7 protein-coding genes and 1 rRNA gene are annotated in these 19,560 nt (G+C 25.8%); 4 read left to right on the top strand and 4 right to left on the bottom strand.

The window, feature by feature from the left end; genetic code table 11:
- Positions 1-70 precede the first annotated feature (70 nt).
- Positions 71-5,227, bottom strand: coding sequence for an RHS repeat-associated core domain-containing protein (locus tag GOY08_RS13760; protein WP_158999501.1), 5,157 nt, complete (start codon positions 5,225-5,227; stop codon positions 71-73).
- Between the two features lie 178 nt (positions 5,228-5,405).
- Positions 5,406-6,239, bottom strand: coding sequence for an HDOD domain-containing protein (locus GOY08_RS13755; RefSeq protein WP_158999500.1), 834 nt, complete (start codon positions 6,237-6,239; stop codon positions 5,406-5,408).
- A gap of 1,392 nt (positions 6,240-7,631) precedes the next feature.
- Here GOY08_RS13755 and GOY08_RS13750 point away from each other — a divergent pair.
- The 4 genes from GOY08_RS13750 (at position 7,632) to GOY08_RS13735 (ending at position 16,949) form a co-directional block, all read left to right on the top strand.
- Positions 7,632-8,234 carry a hypothetical protein gene (locus GOY08_RS13750; protein WP_158999499.1) on the top strand — a complete coding sequence of 201 codons (603 nt, stop codon included), beginning with the start codon at positions 7,632-7,634 and terminating at the stop codon, positions 8,232-8,234.
- Between the two features lie 487 nt (positions 8,235-8,721).
- The gene (locus GOY08_RS13745) at positions 8,722-11,457 is read left to right on the top strand and encodes a phosphodiester glycosidase family protein (protein WP_158999498.1); all 2,736 of its coding nucleotides are present in this window, start codon (positions 8,722-8,724) and stop codon (positions 11,455-11,457) included.
- A 163-nt stretch (positions 11,458-11,620) separates the two neighbouring features.
- The gene (locus tag GOY08_RS13740) at positions 11,621-14,323 is read left to right on the top strand and encodes a phosphodiester glycosidase family protein (protein ID WP_158999497.1); all 2,703 of its coding nucleotides are present in this window, start codon (positions 11,621-11,623) and stop codon (positions 14,321-14,323) included.
- Positions 14,324-14,534: 211 nt separating this feature from the next.
- Complete coding sequence (locus GOY08_RS13735) at positions 14,535-16,949, top strand: PolC-type DNA polymerase III family protein (protein WP_158999496.1); 2,415 nt, start codon at positions 14,535-14,537, stop codon at positions 16,947-16,949.
- Between the two features lie 163 nt (positions 16,950-17,112).
- On the opposite strand, the gene GOY08_RS13730 is transcribed toward GOY08_RS13735, so the two are convergent.
- Both GOY08_RS13730 and rrf read right to left on the bottom strand, forming a co-directional pair.
- Entirely contained in the window at positions 17,113-18,852 is a 1,740-nt protein-coding gene (locus GOY08_RS13730) for a DUF262 domain-containing protein (RefSeq protein WP_158999495.1), read from the bottom strand.
- A gap of 590 nt (positions 18,853-19,442) precedes the next feature.
- Positions 19,443-19,557, bottom strand: a 5S ribosomal RNA gene (gene rrf, locus GOY08_RS13725).
- Between the last annotated feature and the right edge of the window lie 3 nt (positions 19,558-19,560).

Genomic DNA, 19,560 nt, shown 5'->3' with positions numbered 1-19,560 from the left:
ATTATACTAAAAAAAATAAAAACCAAAAGCAAATTTCTTTTAGCTCTTGGCTTTTATTCAAATAATTAAACTATTTTCTTTTAACTTTTGATATATCAATTCTAACCTCGTCAAAAGTATGTGTTTCGAATAAAAATTGACGAATTGTACCAGTACCATCGGTTGTAGGGTCCATTATTGCATTCTTGGACTTAGCTGCCAATGCGGATTTCTTATCTAGTTCTTTAAATAAAGTAACTAAATCACCAAAAGAAGAAACATTACTTGGTGCTTCAATAAATGAAACAGGCGGTTTTACAATTATTTGCTTTGGACTTACTAAATCAGGCAAGTCAGCTACAACCGTAAAGAATCCATTTCTTACCCGCTCAGTTGGTATTGTAGGTAATGATTCAACCGTGGCAAAACTCGTAATAATCTCAACAGATTCTCTTGCATTGTGTAAAGGTTTAAATGCCTTTGTTGCTTCATCATCTATGTAAAATGTACTTCCAAGTTTAGGAGAACCAGCAAATTTAACACCAATACCGCTTAAGAGAGATACAATTCCTAATGCTAATGATATATATCCCAAGATTGTAGCTGTTTCTGCATAACGCATAGCCATATCTTTATCGCCTGCTTGGCGTGCTTCATAAGCTTTATGTTCATAAATGGAAGAAGCAATACCAGTTCCTGCTGAAGCTACTCCAGCTATCAATGATGTTGTAGCTAAACCAATTTGTGCACCGGTTAAAGCAGTAGTTGCAGCAGCACTACCAGCAGCAGCTCCCACACCACCAGCAGCAGCTCCCGCACCAGCTCCAATAAGCCCTGTAGAGGTACCAAAAGTTACCACAGAAAGTGCAACGCCTAAGATTGCAAGGAATATACCAACTCCCATCATTGTTGCTGAAGCCGCACTTTCACCGCTTGGGTCGAACTTCATAATAGGATTATTTTCAGCAAATGTATAACCATTCAATCCACCTTTACCAAATGGTGAATGGACATCGTACTGCATAAAACGAGCTAATGCAGGGTTGTATGCACGGTAACCTTGTCCAAGGAATTGATAACCTGATTTGCCATCAGTACGTTCCCCATTGAATCCAAAACCACTCACTTTTGCTAAATTGCTATTTTCAGCTAAATTCGCTTGTTGCCCGTAAGGAGTATAAACATAATTTGTATCTAATAATTTTCTTCCCTCAAAAATTCTAATAACGCTTTGAGCTTGATCTGTTATAAAATATTGAGCTTCTTTGCCTTGAGCTAATTTTCCAATGACTCTTCCACTTACTTGAAAGTAACTGGTAATAGATCCATTAGTGCTTTCATTTATAATTCTTTGACCATTATAATAAAACTTTGTTTCTTCATTAGTTGATAGATCTTTTTGTGATATCAATATTCCATTACCATTATAACGATATTCAGTTACGTTTCCATCTTTAACAAAAGCTTCAAGTCTATTAAATGGTGAATATGAAAGACTATTTCCTTCTCCATCTTTAATAATATTTCCATCATTATCATATTCTAAATTTGCTGTATGCACTCCTTTAGAAGATGTTGTTGAATATCCAACTAATCGACTCGGATCTTGAGCTGAGTAATTATAATTAGTAGAACTTGATGTGCCATTTGCATAAGCAACTTTAACAGTTTTGATATTATTGAGTCCATCAAAAGTATAATCTTCAGCAGATATAGTCTGACCATTTTGATCACTAGGACAAGCAGTACCTGAACACATATAACTAATTAAATTATTATATCTATCATATGAATAAGATTCTCTAGCTGAATAACCTTTATCACCTTCTTCTGTTCTTGTCCTTGAGGCAATATTCATATCTTTTCTATATGTATAGTCATATTTTAGTATTGATTGACCAATTTCATTCTTATTAGTCATACTAACTAAATTGCCAATATCATCATACTCATAAATTGTTTGTGCATTATTTGGTAGTATTTTACTCTTAATCCTAGAGAAATTATCATAAAAATACTGTTCCATTTGAATATTATTCATTTGCGTTGCTAAGATAAATTCTGAGGCTTCTAGTTTACCATTCACCTTACTAAAATGATATCTAGTAATATTTCCTTGAATATCTTTAATACTATCTAAACTTCCTTGCAAATTATAGCCATAAGAAACTCTTCTGTTATCTGGATATAGTACAGAAGATACTGAGCTATCTGAATTATAAAAATAGCTAGTTATTCCATTATTATCCTTCATAGCAATGATATTTAAAGTTAAAGGATCATATGTATATGTAGTTGTGTACTTACCACTTATGTCACCTGAAACTTCTTTTTTTGCTATTTTATTAAATGGAGTATATGAATATTTTATTAACTTACCAGATCTTGTTTTTTCAGATATTAAATTATTATAGTTGTCATATTCATAATTAATAGCATTTCCTGACGGATCAATATCTTTTAAGATTAATCCTTTTTCATTATATTCTCTAGCCCCAATTACGTATTCTTTGGAATTTGCAAGAATTACTGTTTTTTTAGTTACTTTATCTAAAAATATTTCATCGTATTCATACTTAATCTTTCGACCATCCAAGTATTGTTCTTCAATTTTTTGTCCTAAAATATTATTAAAGTATTTAACAATATTTCCGTTCACATCTTTTTTCTCTGATATATTTCCAAAATTGTCATATTTTAACAAACTTTCATTAATAAATACGCCAGCTGGAGAAAATAATTGTGTACGTATAGGTTTCTTAAATTCGTTATATGTTGTGATACTTGATAACGATTTTTCTCCATTTAATGCTTGGACAAAACTAGTTTCAGTTCTATTCACATCATTAAAAATTGTATATTTTGTTTCGCCACTTGGAGAGGTTGATGCAATATTTCTTCCAACCACATCATATTTATAATTAAGTTCTAATTTATATGCATTTCCTTGGACATCGTTGTTATATAAAATTTCTTTAATTTTTTGTCCAGTAACTCCATAAACATAAGATTTTATTTTTTCAATTTTCCCAGTCTGTATACTTTCCTTTTGAATTTCTAATTCTCTACCTAAAGAATCATAAATAATAACAGACTTGTAACCATTTGGAGATTGAACCAATAAAGCACTAGTTCCATAACCACCATAAATTGAATCATTAACTTTATAAGTATAATTTTTAGATAATGTAACAGAACTAGTCGGAGCTTTTAATGACTCACGAGTTTTTCTTCCTAAGATATCATATTCTGATGAAATTTCTAAACCTTCCTTATCAAGTGTTTTTTCATCTAACTTTGTATAAGCATTTTTATAAACAGATTCACTAGCTAAATACTTTCCTTTTGCTGCATAATAATCAACATTAATAATATTCTGAGAATTATTTAGCGCATAGGAACTTTGTCTTTGAACTACTTTACATTTCCCATTAGCTGCGGAATAAAGTTTTGTTACAGAAGGCAATCCAAAGGTTTTAACAATATTTTTTGCTGTATCAGTATTATCATATTTATGAATTTCTGTTTTATAAACCTTACCACAATTACTATCTTCTAAAGTACAAGCAGTTTCACTTATTTTATATATTCTTGCTTTTAATCGTTGAAAACTGTTTCCCTGATTATTCTTTGCATCTTCATAGGAATAATCTATTACTTTACTTCCTCCTCCATTTATTGACTTCTCAACTTCACGGTAAGGGAAATTAACCATTTTATGAAATGTTTTTTCTGCTGGTAAATAGGAAAATTCTTTCACTATTCCATTTACATCTTGAGTTTTTGTAATATTACCGTAGTCATCAAACTCTTGTTTAATTACTTCTGAGCGTCTTGATCCGTTTGAGTAATATGTTGTTTTAATTTCTCTTGGAAAGCTATATGTTGCATTTAAATTGTCAAAGCTTTTATTTAACCAATCAGAATAATTAAATTCTTTTACTAAATAATAGTCTCCATTTAATTTTACTTCTTCTTTGATCATTTGATGAAAATGGTTATAAAATCTTTCAACTGTAGTTGTTTGATTATCTGGAGCTTTTTTAATTTCTACAGTTGAATATGTATATGTATTAGGTGTGAAAAATAGAGCATCTTCACCTTCTTTATATCCAGTAAATCCTTTTGCTAAATAATTTGTACTTGTTGAATTATAGTAATTATAACTTATCTCTTCTTCACTACTCTCAGTCTTAGGCAATGAAATAGTTTTAATTTTTGCTACAGCAGGAGCTGCGGTATCTTTTTTGGCAGCTTCTAGACCACCAGCTAAGTAGCTCACACTAATTACTGTACCAGTAGGATATAAAATACTTGTTATTAAACTATCTGTTGGGAAAGCTTTTTCAACCGAAGACTTATATTCAAATTTAACTTCTTGCCCAATTGGATTCATAATTGAAGACAAAATATTTCCGCCAGCAAATTTCTTAATAACCGTAACTGCTTTTTCGCTTCCTAAATTTCTTACAAATTGAACTTCGGAATCAGATGGGTAATTAATTTCTAATTTTTTCAAATCATTTCCATTAACAGGGTTTTTATATACAACACTTGAAAGTCTATTCCCTTTTTCATAAAGAAATTCTGCGCTAAAGCCCTGCACATTAGTAATTTTTCTTAAATTCCCATATGCTCTATCGATTAATTCAACTTTTCCATCTTTAAAAGTTAAAGTAATATAGTCTAAACCCAACTTTACATCTAAATCTTTTAACTTGTAATATTTTAATTTTCCTTTTCCTAAATCTAGCTTATAGCTTCCACCACTTGCTAAACTTAACATTCCAGTTTTAGTATCATAATGTGATAAATTTAAGGACCAGCCTTTTCCTAAGCTAAATGAATTGGCAAAAGATGTTGAAGTATAATTTAATGCTAAAGATATTTCAGGATCTTCAAAACCATTACCAGAGATATCACCAATTTTATATGAAACAGAGAATGCTCCTGTACGAGGATCTACTGTTTGAGATAATGATTTAAAATTATAGGCATCACTAAATACTGAAGAGCTAGAAGAATTTTGATCATTAGAACTTTGCGCATTTGCTTGCCCTGAACCTGCATTAATTGCAGAGTTTTTCCCTAATTTTCCATTACTTACAACTTCTTTCGATGAATTATAAACAATTGAAGTTAACTTAGACACACTATGCGCATAAGCATAAGATTGGAATATATTTGACAACATTAATCCACTGCTAAATAGAGCGGTAATTTTGGTAAATACCTGATTTCTCTTCATATTTCACCTTCTTATTTTAAAATAAAATCTTTTTTCTAATAATTTCAATAAAAAAGACAATTATTCATAAAATAATAATGATTACAGATTCATGATGTGGCTATTAAAATACCTTAATACTAGGAAAGGAAAGTTATTAAGCTGGAATTTTAAAGGAAAAAAAAGGAATAAAAATAAATTAAATCATATATAAAGGAACAGTTTTTGATATTTTTTTCACAAGCTGCATTACAGTTTCTTTACTAAGTCCTAATCTCTCAATTAACATGGGATGTACCCTTAATTCGGTATGATAATTCTCAAAGCCACATGAAAAACGATGTGCTAAAACATCCGAAAGTTCTAATATATTGATTTCTTTATTTAAAAAATCAACTCTATAAGGCCTTAACTTTTCTTTTGTATGGTGAAAGCGAATGATATTTAATACATTTTGATTAAAGCCCCAATTTTGTAACAAATCAGAACCTAAAATATCATGAGTCATTACCTGTAACTTTGTTTCTGCTGTGTAAAAATTTATTTTATCTGCTATGCAACAATTAACAATATCTTGCATAATTTCACGTTGCATTACGGCACGAATTAACAAACCTACATCATGAAAAGCTCCAGCAAGCATAAGATCATTTGCCGTGCTCAAATTAAGAAGTTTACCTATTTCAAAGGCAAATTTTGAGACACAAACAGAATGTAGATTAAATTTCTTTAAAGAAAAAAATCCAATATCTTCAAATTTTGGGAACTTACTATAGTATTCAGATGTTAACAAAACTGTTAAGTTAACTATTCCTAAACGGATGATAGCTTGTTTCAAATCGTCAGTAATAACACCTTTGCTATAGTGCTGAGAATTTGCTACGTCTAACACTTTTTTAAACATGCTAAGATCTTTAGATATTTTGTCAGTAATAGCATCATAAGATATTTCATTTTTGTAAATTGCTGAAAGACAGCTGACTATATTTTCACTTAAAGAGGGTAGCACAAATGTTGTATTGGTATTTTTCATCCTGTTACTCACCATTGTTGTTTTGTTAACGATTTAATTATGATACTATACAGATAAGAAATTTAAAAATTAAAATAATTTATAGTTTTTCTGCCATATAAATCTGAAAACATATTTTTATAAAGTAAACAGTATAATTTTTATTTTTTAGTATTTTACAAAATTTAAAATATCAGATAAGGATCTGATGTGCTTACTAAGTAAAAACTTATTCTTTCAGAAGTAATTATTTATATTTCCAAATCAAAGGAAAAATAAAATGAAAAAAATTTTTTCATATTGTTATGTAGTATTTTAACTTGCCTAATAATATGGCCTTTTTCAGATAAAATTGCCTATTATTTTTTAAATAATAATACAGAGCTTATTCCAAAAGAACCTGAAAAAAAAAAAAACACTTTTGTTTTATAAATACTCTATTAATCATACATTTGAAGATGGTTATCGAGTAAAGATAAATACATCTTAAAATTTAGATATAAAACAATCAGTTGCAAAAAGTTTTAAAAACTCGCCAGGAATTTTATTGAACTAATTTGGAGTCGAAGATTTAACTGAAGATGAAATTTCCCAAAAAATATCACGTCATGAAAAAATAAAATTTTTTAAGGTCATTGATTATAATGAGAATGAAGTTCTATTGGGAGAAAAAGGAGATGAATTTTTTTATTTATTCTATTCAGTGATAGATATTAACAATGAAAAATTCTTAGAACTTCTTTCAAGTACGAACTATTGGCATATAAATATAATTAAACCATTTCATGTATACATAGTGATGTGTTTTTTGAAATTTCTAAATAAAAATAAATTTTAAATAAAAACCCTCGGTATTTCAGTAACTTTTATACTATTAAATATAAGCTATAAATATTAAATAGGATAAAAAGTAAATTTTTATCTATATTTATTATGTAACAACAAATTAATTATTATTTTGTATTATTAAAAATATTTGAAATAATTATATTAGAAAAATATATTTTAAATGTATTTTATACAATAAAAAAAATGTTATCCAAACCGAATTAACTATATATTTTTATTTATTTTTTTATAGTTATTATTAAATTTTTCCTTATTTTATAAAGATATTTTAACATATTTTACTCTGTTTTTCTTAAGATAAATACTAAATCTTTAATTACATATATAGATTTAGATATAATATATTTTATATAAATATCACTCATTTTATATAAATATAAATAATTTACTAAGCAAAATTATTGTGTTAAAAAAATATATATTTTTTTAATATTTTTATTTACTATTAGTATTAATTTTACTATTGAAAACATAATAAAATTCTGCCAAATACAACAATCTGTCATTACTCTTAAATGAATTTTTTATGACAATTTTCCAAGTTTTTTTTATAGAGGATTAAAAATGAATATTAAAGTAACATTATTTACTTTTATTACTGTTGGCTCTTTAACACTTTTGACTAGTTGTTTTTCACATAATAGTGATGATAATCAATCAAATAAAAAGTCATCTGAAGGACTGCCAGATCAAAATATTAAATTAATTAATGCTAAGTGTGGAAATAACTCTTTAGCAGGTAATTCCATAAACCCTTATGATCCTTATGATCCATATAATCCTTACGACCCATATAATCCATATGCTACCAAATTTCCTTTTGGCGCTAACCATTCTTATCAAATAGTTGTAGTTAATAACTCGGCTTCATTAGTTTACACAAATACTTCTGCTGGGGTAGTTTGCAAGTATACAGAGCCAATTAATTTAACTAAAAATAATGATAAGTTAACATTAATCAGCAATGGTGCAGTAAGTGAAGATGCTGCTAATGATGGTTCATGCGCTAAAATTTCTAATTCATTAGTAAATGATCTTGGATTCAATGATACCTATAATTTTACTGAAAATGCAGCTGAAACTATCCTAACTTCTACTTCAGTTAATTTTTGTTCTAAATATGGTTATCCTAGCGAATTAGCAACTTTTACTTTCAGTAAAAATTAATAAAATCATTTAATTACCCTATCATGCCTTATTTAAATTTAAGCACTAGATTTGTGTTAGGCATGATGAATGTATTACTTTGTTTCTGAACTAAATCTAACACTTTTAGTAAGTTACATTATTGCTTTTCTATTACTTAAAATGTTCTTGTTTATTCTCTATTGTCTTAGCTTTCTTAAAGTGTAATTTTTTTGGACAAATTTTAATAAGATTAATTTCAAAAGTCTTATTAATTCTAAACGTAATTAATTGATATTAATAATTTATTTTGTTTCTATAAATTAAATGTAAATTATTAAATAATAATTATCTATAATTATTAGATATTTACTAAATTTTATAGAGTTAAAAAATGTACAATTTTATTACATTTTTTATAACAGTTTATATTATTAATAGATTATGAAAATTTGATTAAGAAATAAATTTTGGTAATCTATTAATAATTTATTTATACCAGAATAACTTAATGATCTATTGAGGTTATATGAAAAAAAATACTCTACTTTTAATACTAATATTCTCTCTTCAAATTTTTGCCATTTCTTGCAAAAATAAAGACAATTTCAATAATGCTATTAATGCTAAACCTTCTAAGACAGAACTTGGTAAAGTTTACTTCAATAACAAAGAAGCTCATATTGATAATTTAAATAACATTATAATTGCTAATAATGATTTAAAAAATGAAAAAGAGCTTAAAATTAAATTTTCTGAAAAAGATGAAAACAATTCATTCACTATAGACAACCAATCTATTCACAACAATCAAGATATTTTAAGCCTTGTCAAAAAGAAAAAAGTAATTCTAAAAAAGATAAATTCAAGCGGCTCAGTTGATGAGTATAATTTGTATTTTTCTCAACTACCTGTTCTTAGTATCAGTGCAGATAAAATTGACAACTTTCCAAATATAAACAGAGCGAAAATCAATTTAGACAATTTAGATACTGAAATATATATTAATACTAGAGGGAAAGCTTCTTTAAATTTCCTTAAGAAATCTTTTGCAATATATACTAATAATGATTTTACTAATTACTTATCAAAAATATACAAAATAAAATCAAAAGAAAATATATATTCTTTATATGCAAGCGATCCAGATCCTTCTTTAATAAGAGACCAAGTAAGTCAAGAAATTTTTTATGAAAAATTAGGTCACAATTTAAAAACCCAAAAAGTAGATGGAAAACATATTGATCTTTTTATTAATAATAAATATTGGGGAGTTTACTATATTTCAACAATTATTAACACAAGTGTGTTAAAAGATGATAAGTTATCTGATCTTTTAGAACAAACATGGCAAAAAAAAGGATTCGATAATTTACTTTACACTGTTGCAAATGATCAATCAAAAATTCTTAAAGATCCTAGTAATTTCAAATTCAGCAAAGATCCAACTACTGAAAGTGAGAAACTAAGTATTGATTTATCAAAATGTGATAATATTCTTGAAAAGACTTTTGAACCTAACTACGCAAATAGCTTTTTAACTACAATTCTTGCGATTAAAGGAAGTGATAATATAGTTAACAATAGTTTTGTTGCTTTTAACAAAGGAAATATCAATGACTTTGTAAATTCTAACTACACTAATGGTAACGTACTCCACTATTTACTATGGGATGCCGATCAGTCTTTTGGTACATATCAAAAGAAAATAAATTATAACAGATATAATGTTGTTTTTGACCATATTGATTATGTAAAAGACCGTGGCTCTTTAATCACTTGCTATTTACAAGATGTAAATGGCTTTAAAAATAAATATATTCATAAATGGCTTGATGAAAATAACATTTTACCAGGATTCATTAAAAGTTCCCTTGAAAAGAATTTTAAATATTTAGAACAAAATATGGCTTATGATAGAGAATTTATCCGTTGGAAAACTAATAAATCAGTAAGCTCATCAAAACCATTTGATGAAAATGATTTAAATTTAATGCTCAATTGGGTAGATAATAGATTTAAGTACTTAGAAGAAGATTTTCTTAAAATTCCTAGTAGTGCTTATAATAAATATCAAATTAAGAAAATAAATGGTGATCCAGTTGTAATTCACAGAACACAATTCAATTTTAATCATTTTAAACTAGTACCTATTATCGCAAAAAATAGAATGGAAACTCATGAAGAAGCTAGTAAAAGAACGAATGCAATAGCTATAGCGACAGGTGGATTTTTTGAGTATTACTACAAAAATCAGTTTATTCATGACAGAGCAAGTTCATATATCATAAATGGTCCTGAGGGCTGTGATGCTACTGGTAAATATCCAACAATTGATTATAAAGCTAATCCTATTGGTGTATTTAAAGAAAAAAACAAATACCATTCAACTTCTGACGAGTTTCTTCCTGCTTTGGGCTGGAATGATCAGGGTGAGTATGTTATCGGAGATCTTTCTATTGCAGTTACAGTTACTTTTCCTATAGCAGGAAAAACTTTGAATATAAAATATTTGAATATTCCACTGTCAGATAACTCATCCTATATTAACCTTTTTAATAATAGCTTTGGGAAAAATACAAATACACCAGCTGGTACATTTGAAGTAACAATTAATTCAGTAACAAATTTAATTGAGTCAATTTCATCGACTGGAAATGCTATTATTCCTAATAATGGATATGTAATTTCATTTGGAACAAATTCAAATTTAGCTGGATTAAATTTAGCCACACTCAAAGTTGGAGATCACATTAATATAAACTACAACTATACTGAAAGTATATTGGCTACTAATACTACAAAATCTTTTCAAAATATGGATTATATTAGAAGTAAAAACCAAAATTTAGTAATAAATGGTAAAGTTGTTCAAGATGTTGAAGATGCATATAAAAGGACTCAACTCATTCCTCATCAAGCTATTAATAGCAAATGGATGACTAAACGCGATAAATTATTATGGCTAGATCCCAATTTCTTCCCAGGATCTCATCCTAGATCGGCACTTTGCATAAGAAACGACACATGGAATTTGTATGTTGTAGATGGCCGCCAACCTGGTATTTCTGAAGGTATGACTATCCATGAATTAGCTCATCATCTAAAAGATGAAGGATGCGATCAAGTAATCAATTTTGATGGAGGCTCTTCTGCAACTATCAACTTTAGAGGGTTTAAAATGAATATTAATTCAGGTGGACAAGGAAAATGCACCAATATTTCAAGGCCCGTTGCTGATTTTATGATTATTCAACGCAAATAAATATAATAAAAAAAGGACATCAAATTTCTTTTAATGTTTGATGTCCTTTTTTAATAAATAATTAAGTCTTAATAGATTATGAAACTTTAGTGAAAATTATTTTCCATAATCTATTTTTGAAAAGTTTATTAAGAATAACAATTTAACAACCCAATGAGTCTATATGAGAAGAGGAAAATTATTTTTAATAATTATAATGATTATATTATTTTTAGCAGATTCATGTAAAAAAGATAGTGACAGTAAAAGTGAAAACAAACATAATAGCAATAATAATACACCTGAAAAAATTAAGCCTGTAGAGTCTACTATTTGGAAATTACATTTTAATGATAATGAAGCTCATATTGACTATTCTAATAATATTATAATTTCAAATATCAAAATTCCCGATTCTAAAGAAATTAAAATTAAATTTTTAAATAACGATGAAAACAGCTCATTTTCTATAAACAATCAAGTAATACATAATTATCAAAATATTTTTAACATAGTTAAAAAGAAAAAAGCGATATTAAAAAAAACAAATAAAGATGGTACAATTGAAGAATACAATTTATATTTCTCATCATTACCTGTCTTAAATATAAAAACAGATAATATTGATAATTTTCCAAACATAAATAAAGTCTATGCAAAAATAGACTCTTTAAATTCTGAATTATATATAAATGTAACAGATAATTTATCAAATCTTCAAAAAAAATCTTTTGCAATTTATACAAATAATGATTTTACTGATTACATTTCTTCTAAATACAATATTATTTCTAAGGAAAATATTTATTACTTACTAGCAAACAATGACGATCCTTCATTAATAAGAGATAGAGTAAGTCAAAATATTTTTTATGAAAAACTGGGAAATAATTTAAAAAGTAAAAAAATTAAAGGAAAACACATTGATCTTTTTATCAACAATGAATATTTGGGTATTTACTACATCTCAAATATTGTAAATACAAGCGTTCTAAATACAGATAATTTATTTGACACATTAGAGCTAAATTGGCAAAAAAAAGGAAACGATAATTATCTTTATTCAGTTATAAATAATCAATCTGATATCCTTATAAATCCTTTTGATTTTAAATTTAGCAAAACTCCAACATTTGAAAGTGAAAAACTTAGTATAGACTTATCAAAATGTGATTATAATCTTGAAAAAACATTTGAACCTAACTATGCAAATAGTTTTTTAACAACTATACTTGCAATTAAGGGAAGTAATAACATTACAAATAATAGTTTTGTTGCTTTAAGTAAAGGAAATGTATCTGATTTTGTTAATTCTAATTACAATAATGATAATAAACTATTTTATATATTATGGGATGCTGACCAATCTTTTGGATCATATCAAAGAAAAATTAATTATAATCGATTTGACGTTGTTTTCGATCATTTTGACTATATAAAAAATCGTGGTTCTCTAGTTACTTGTTACTTACATAATGTAAATAATTTTAAAATTAATTTTGTCCATAAATGGATTAAAGAAAATAACAGTCTACCAGGATTTATTAAAAGTTCTCTTATTAATAACTTTAAGTATCTAGAAAATAACATGGCATATGAAAGAGAATTTATACGCTGGAAAAATAATAAATTTATTAATCTAGATAGACCATTTGATTCAAAGGATTTAGATTTGATGCTCAATTGGGTTGATAAAAGAATTAAGTTCTTGGAAGAAGATTTTCTTAAAATTCCTACAACCACTTACAATAAATATAAAATTAAGAAATTAAATGGAGATCCAGTTGTAATTCATAGAACTCAATTCAATTTTAATCATTTTAAATTAATACCAATTATTGCTAAAGATAGAATGGAAACTCACGATGATGCTACTAAAAGAACAAATGCATTAGTTGTAGCAACAGGTGGATTTTTTAAATATTACTATAAAAATCAATTTATTCATGACAAAGTTTATTCTTATTTTGTTCAAGGGCCTGATGGATGTCATGCCTCTGGTAAATATCCTACTACTAATTTTAAAGCTAATCCTACAGGAGTCTTTAAAGAAAAAAACAAATACCATTCTATATCTAAAATACTTTTTCCTGCTATTGGTTGGAATGATAATGGTGAATATGTGATAGGCAACCTTTCTATAGTTAATAAATTTAATTTCCGATCATTAGGAAAAATATTTGATATTAATCATTTGAATGAACCATTAGAAAAAGACTCATTTGATATTAATCTCTTTAACAGTAGCTTTGATAATAGTACTAATACGCCTTCAGGAACTTTTGAAATTACAATTAATTCAGATTCTAATTCTATTGAATCAATTTCAACTTCAGGAAATTCAAACATTCCAGAAAATGGTTACGTTATTTCTTTTGGAACAAAAGTAGACCTAGAAGAACTCAAGTTAAGTGAACTTAAAATTGGAGAAGTTGTTGATATCAATTATATTTATAATGAAAATATTATGACATCAAATACAACAAAATCTTTTGAACAAATGGATTACATTAGAAGTACAAATCAAATTTTAGTATTGAATAATAATATTGATCAAGATGTTCTTAATTTTTTCAAAGGAACTAATACTAAAAGAGCTCACTTAAAAGGATCTCATCCAAGAGCTGCTCTATGTATAAAAAATAACAATTGGAATTTATATGTCATTGATGGTCGCCAACCCAATATCTCTAAAGGAATGACTATGTATGAATTGGCTCATTATCTTAAAGATGAAGGATGCAATCATGCAATTAATTTTGATGGCGGAGCATCTGCCGCAATAACTTTTAGAGGATTTAAAATGAATATAAATTCTGGCATGAGAGGAAAATGTACTAATATTTCAAGACCCATAGCTGACTTTATGACTATTCAGCGGAAGTAAATAAATTAAAAGACTTCAAATATAGTGCAATTAAAGTCTTTTTATTATTTATTAACTAGTAGAATTTATTTATTATAAGAAATATTTAAGTTCAATATATTATATAAATTTATAAAATAAACTTAAATTATATAAAATAGATATTAGAAACAATAATTTATATAGTATCTATTAATTCCTATAATTTAAGCATAATTATTAAGGAGAAATTATGAAAATTGTGATAAAAATAGTTAGTTGCATAATATTTTTATTCTTTAAAATGAATACATATAGCTTAAATGGTTATTTTTATATAAAAGATAGTAATGATAATTTTGCAATAGGTCTCAATTCAACTGAAAAGTCACCTTTTCACATCTATAACATTAAGAAAAATGTCGTAAGAATAAAACCTGATATTAATCTTTATCTTTCTGCTAATGATAGTAAAATTGAAATTATTTCTAAAAACAATGCTAGTTATAGTGAAAATTTTGTATTAAATCCTAAAAATTCAAAACAAACCTCAATTAAAACAATTCATAATACTTTTTTAAATATTAATAATACGACCATAAACTATAAAATAAATCAAACAAATGATGAAATAAATTTAACACTTGAAAGCTACAATCCTTGCGATGAAAAAAATTTATATTATTTAAGAAGCTTAGATGGAAAATTTCTTACTAATACAATTGATATTGAAGGTAATGAATTCGAATTATCAAAAAATAATAATTATGTAAAAATTTGTTTAAATTATAAACAAAAAAATATAGCTTCTATGAAAATTAATAATTTATTTTTATCGGCAAATAAAGATGACAATAAATTTAAGTCAGTAAGAAATGATAAAAACAATGAATTTTTTGAAATTATAAAGGTAAAAGAAAATATATTCAATATCAAGTCGTTTCATAATACGTTTTTAAATTTCGAAAAACAACCTGATAACCGTTATTATTTAAGACAAACAAATGTTAAACAGAACTTTTATTTAATACCTGTTAATAAATTTTGTAATCCTGATAACTTATATTTTATTAAAAACACTAAAAATGAATTTTTGCAAAATAATTATGATAAAAACGTAAATGGACTAATTTTTTCAAAAGAAAATAAAAAGGCAAATATTTGTATAAACAAAAAAGATAATTTGTTGTCTAATATTAAAATAAATAATTTATTTTTATCTGCAACTCAAGGAAGTAATTTAATAGAACTAAAAAATAAAAATTCATTAACTGAATCATTTATTTTATCAAAACAAAAAAATAATAAATTTACAATTAAAACATCAAATAATACTTTTTTTAGTTCTGAAAACTTATCAGAAAATAAAAGTGTATTAAAACAATCAAATAATGAAAACGAAAGCTTTTTAGTTATACCTATATACAAAAATTTTAATATTGAAAACAGAAAATGTTACTACATTAGAAATAAAGATAATATATTCTTATCTGCAAATATGCAAAACATTATTACTACTGATAAAAAAAATCCATCTTCCATATTTTGCATAGACAAAAGGAATCATGAAAATGAATTAGAGAGTATTGCAGAAAATGAATTATATATTTATAATTTAATTAACAAAAAATATCTAGAAATAACCGCCAGCAGACACCTTAATTTAGTTGATAATAAAAATAAAGATTCTAAATTTATTTTTAAACCAGTCAATATTGGATCTTTTTTACTAAAAAATATTAATAATAATTCACTAGTAATTAATAATAATATTCAAATAATTAATGAAGATGAATTTAATAATGAAAATGATGGACTTTATTTTGAGGAAGTGAATCCAATAAATGTTGATACCAAAAGAAACAAAGATTTGCATGAATACAAGTCAAATTTTTTGGCTCTAAAAAATTTCTCAACTTTTTCAAAATCAAAAAGTAAAATAACAAATGTTCCTCTTAATGAGTTCAACACAGGTTCAATGTGCCCTGCTCCAAGACTAGCTCAATATCATTATCCTGATGGTGGTATTGATGTTTATTGCTTAAAAATATCTTCTGATTTTAGAGACAATATCCCCCAATATATTAAAAACGATCTTATTAGAAATAATATCCATCAATTAGATATCTATTTTCTAGCCCAAAGTAAATATCTTTCACTTAGTGGGGGAAATTTAACGGAATCCTTAAATGTATTAAGAACTCATAACTGGATTTTTAAAAATATTCCTAAAACTTATAAGGGAAGTATTTATAAACAAAATACTTTAATGACTGTTTACTCAAACAACTATTTAGAAAGCAATAACATAAATATTGGAAATTTAGAACCTAAAGGAATCCAAAGTAATTATTTAAAACCTTATATTGTTTATCTTCATGACAATAAAATATCTCCTGATAATGTTCATTTAAATTTCTCTGATACAAGAAATTTAAGTTTATTTTTTTACTCATTAGTTATAGATCCAGTAAATGAACAAAGGGCTGTAGTTACACTACATTGGCTTCTAGAACCAAATGAATTAGTATTAATGAGAGAGCAAAATGAATTATTAGAATTAGATATTGCCAACATTTCTATTAATTCAATTTTTCAAACAATTGAAAACACTAATGCGATAGACAATAATATCTCAAATAGCCTTAAAGAATTAATAGCAAATTAAAAAAAATTATATTATTTAATTATCTAATAAATATACTATTAATATATTTATTTTTATTGATAGCATATTTCATATTAATAAATATAAGTCGATAGTTAACTTATGCAAACCTAATCAAATTAATGCATGAGATATTTTATATTTTGAATAAAAAAGTATTTTACTATTTTTCCCAAATATCATTAAAAAGAATTTTCAAACGTTCAATTATTTTATTCGCCCTATTTAAAAGAAATTTTTCATAATTTTCTTTTTTTAGTAAATTAAATGACAAACTATCGTAAACATTAATTGGCAAATCATTTATTTTTATTTTTTTATCAATCCTACTTTTATCTCTATACTTTTTTATATAATCTTGTAAATATATTTCAGGAAGAGAATTATTATACTCTTTATAACTCTTTATATTAACTATTAATTTATTTGCAAGCGAATCTATTTTTCTATTATCAAATTTATGTTTTTTAGCATTAGGAAATATATTTAATAAGGTATAATCTACATCAATATTTCCCAATATAGATGAATCATCAAAAAAATCGTTTTTAATATAATCATGTTTTAGCAAATATATAACAGTTTTAAATAGAATACTATTTGACGTAGAATCAACCAAATCAGTAGCAGTAATAGAAATTTTATATTGGAAAACTTTACTAAGAATTTGGCCTTCAATTAATTTTTGTACAGAGTCGCATAAAAATTTATAGTCTGTCCCCAATCTGTAGTTATTTGATTTTATATTATCTTTAATTAATGCACTATAAAAGTACCAATTTTTAAATAATTCTTCATTAATATTTTTTTTATTAAATGAAAGTAAAGTTGCAGATATTGGAATTAAAAACGATCTATGAGCTTCTTCTATACCCCAGCTTTTAGTCATTCTAATTGCATCTGAAAAACATTTTATTGATAAATCCCAATTTTCTAGAATAAAGTTCTCATTTAGTGACAATAAAACAGATCTTGTTACTTCTGGAATTTTATCTCTATTTTTTTCTCTCAAACTACATAGAGCTAGAACTTTTAAAATACTTTCACCTTCAACTTCATAATTTCTTAAATTTGAATCTTCAAGTTTTGAATTTTCAAACATTTTTCTAATTTTTAATTTTGGATGATATCTTGCTACTGCAAGATCAAAAGTTGAAAGTTTCACACCTGTTGAATTTATGGTTTCAAATACTCTACAAATTGTTTCCAAATGAGTATCACTCTTTAAACATATAAATGGCACTGAAAAATTTCGTATAGTTTCAAAAACCACTGAGAGTTTACCTATTATATTGCGTTTTTGCTCTTTAGTATAGTCTATGAAATCAACTGAATCTTCAAAGTACTCAGAAAGATATTTACTACAGTTTATTGGCTCTAGGGCAACATCTGCTCTTATTGAACGATTATCATCTTTCCGAATTTGAGAGAACTCTTTTGTTCTATTTACTGAATATATCCAATCATATTCAAAACTATCATTTTGATCGAAAAAAACTTCAAACATTTTTTTTAAATCAAAAAAATAAACTTTCTTCTCATATCCATTTGAAAATACCCGAGCTATAGAAGTTAATCGCTGTTGACCATCTAAAACATAATATGAGCCATTCTCAATTTGAGGCAAAACATCATCGTTAGATTCAACAGAATCATCTATATCTTGTTCATCATCTTTTAAAACACATGCTTCTATTGCTCTTGAAGCGAACTGCTTATCTTTTTCTTTGCCTACTTCTAAAATAAGTAAAGATCCTATTGGATAATTACGGGCAATTGAATCAATTAGTCTCCTTGTTTCAAAATCTTTCCAGACAAATGGGCGCTGAAACTCTGGTATACAAAAATGATTTGATTTGATTTTTTTGATTAATTCCTGAAAATGTAAGCTTGTTGAATGCATAAATAATACACCTCTATTTAAATACATTTAGTTATAAATTTTTATTACAATAAGTTTAAGTAATTTACAATGTTTAAATTAAAAAACAAAACTAAGCATTAACTCATCTTTAATTTATCGCTTATATTTTTTAATTAAATACTTTAAATTTATATTTTCTGTAATAAAATACAAATATATTTTTTATAAAATAATTAATATTTATTTATTATTTTATAAAAAATATATGCTAATTTTAACTATTTTTAAAAATTTTAAAACATATAATAATATTTTTATTTTTACAAACTAACTTAAATTTAATACTTCTAAATGTAGTTATTTTTAAATTTAACTTAATATTTATAAATACCAAAAATTAAATAAGATATATAGTTGAATAAAAAATAAATTTTGGCGATTAATATTTTATATTTTGATTTAAATAAATATTTTTTTTGAATTATTCCTTAAATCATATTTAAGTCTTTAAGATTAAATACTATATAAAGTTTTTTAAAACAAAAAAAATTATTGCATTGGTAAAAATTAATCATAAGAAAATGAGGGCAAAAAAAAAGCCCTCACGGTTTGTGAGGGCTAGAAATGAAAGGCTGCACAGAGCTACTCTTCCACACCTAAGGGTGCAGTACCATTGCCGCAGGCGGGCTTGACTTCGGAGTTCGGAATGGGATCCGGTATTTCCCCGCCGCAATCAGCACAGCCAAA

It is taken from the genome of Pigmentibacter ruber (genome assembly GCF_009792895.1).
GTDB lineage: Bacteria > Bdellovibrionota_B > Oligoflexia > Silvanigrellales > Silvanigrellaceae > Silvanigrella > Silvanigrella rubra.
This window is presented reverse-complemented; position numbering and strand designations above follow the sequence as displayed.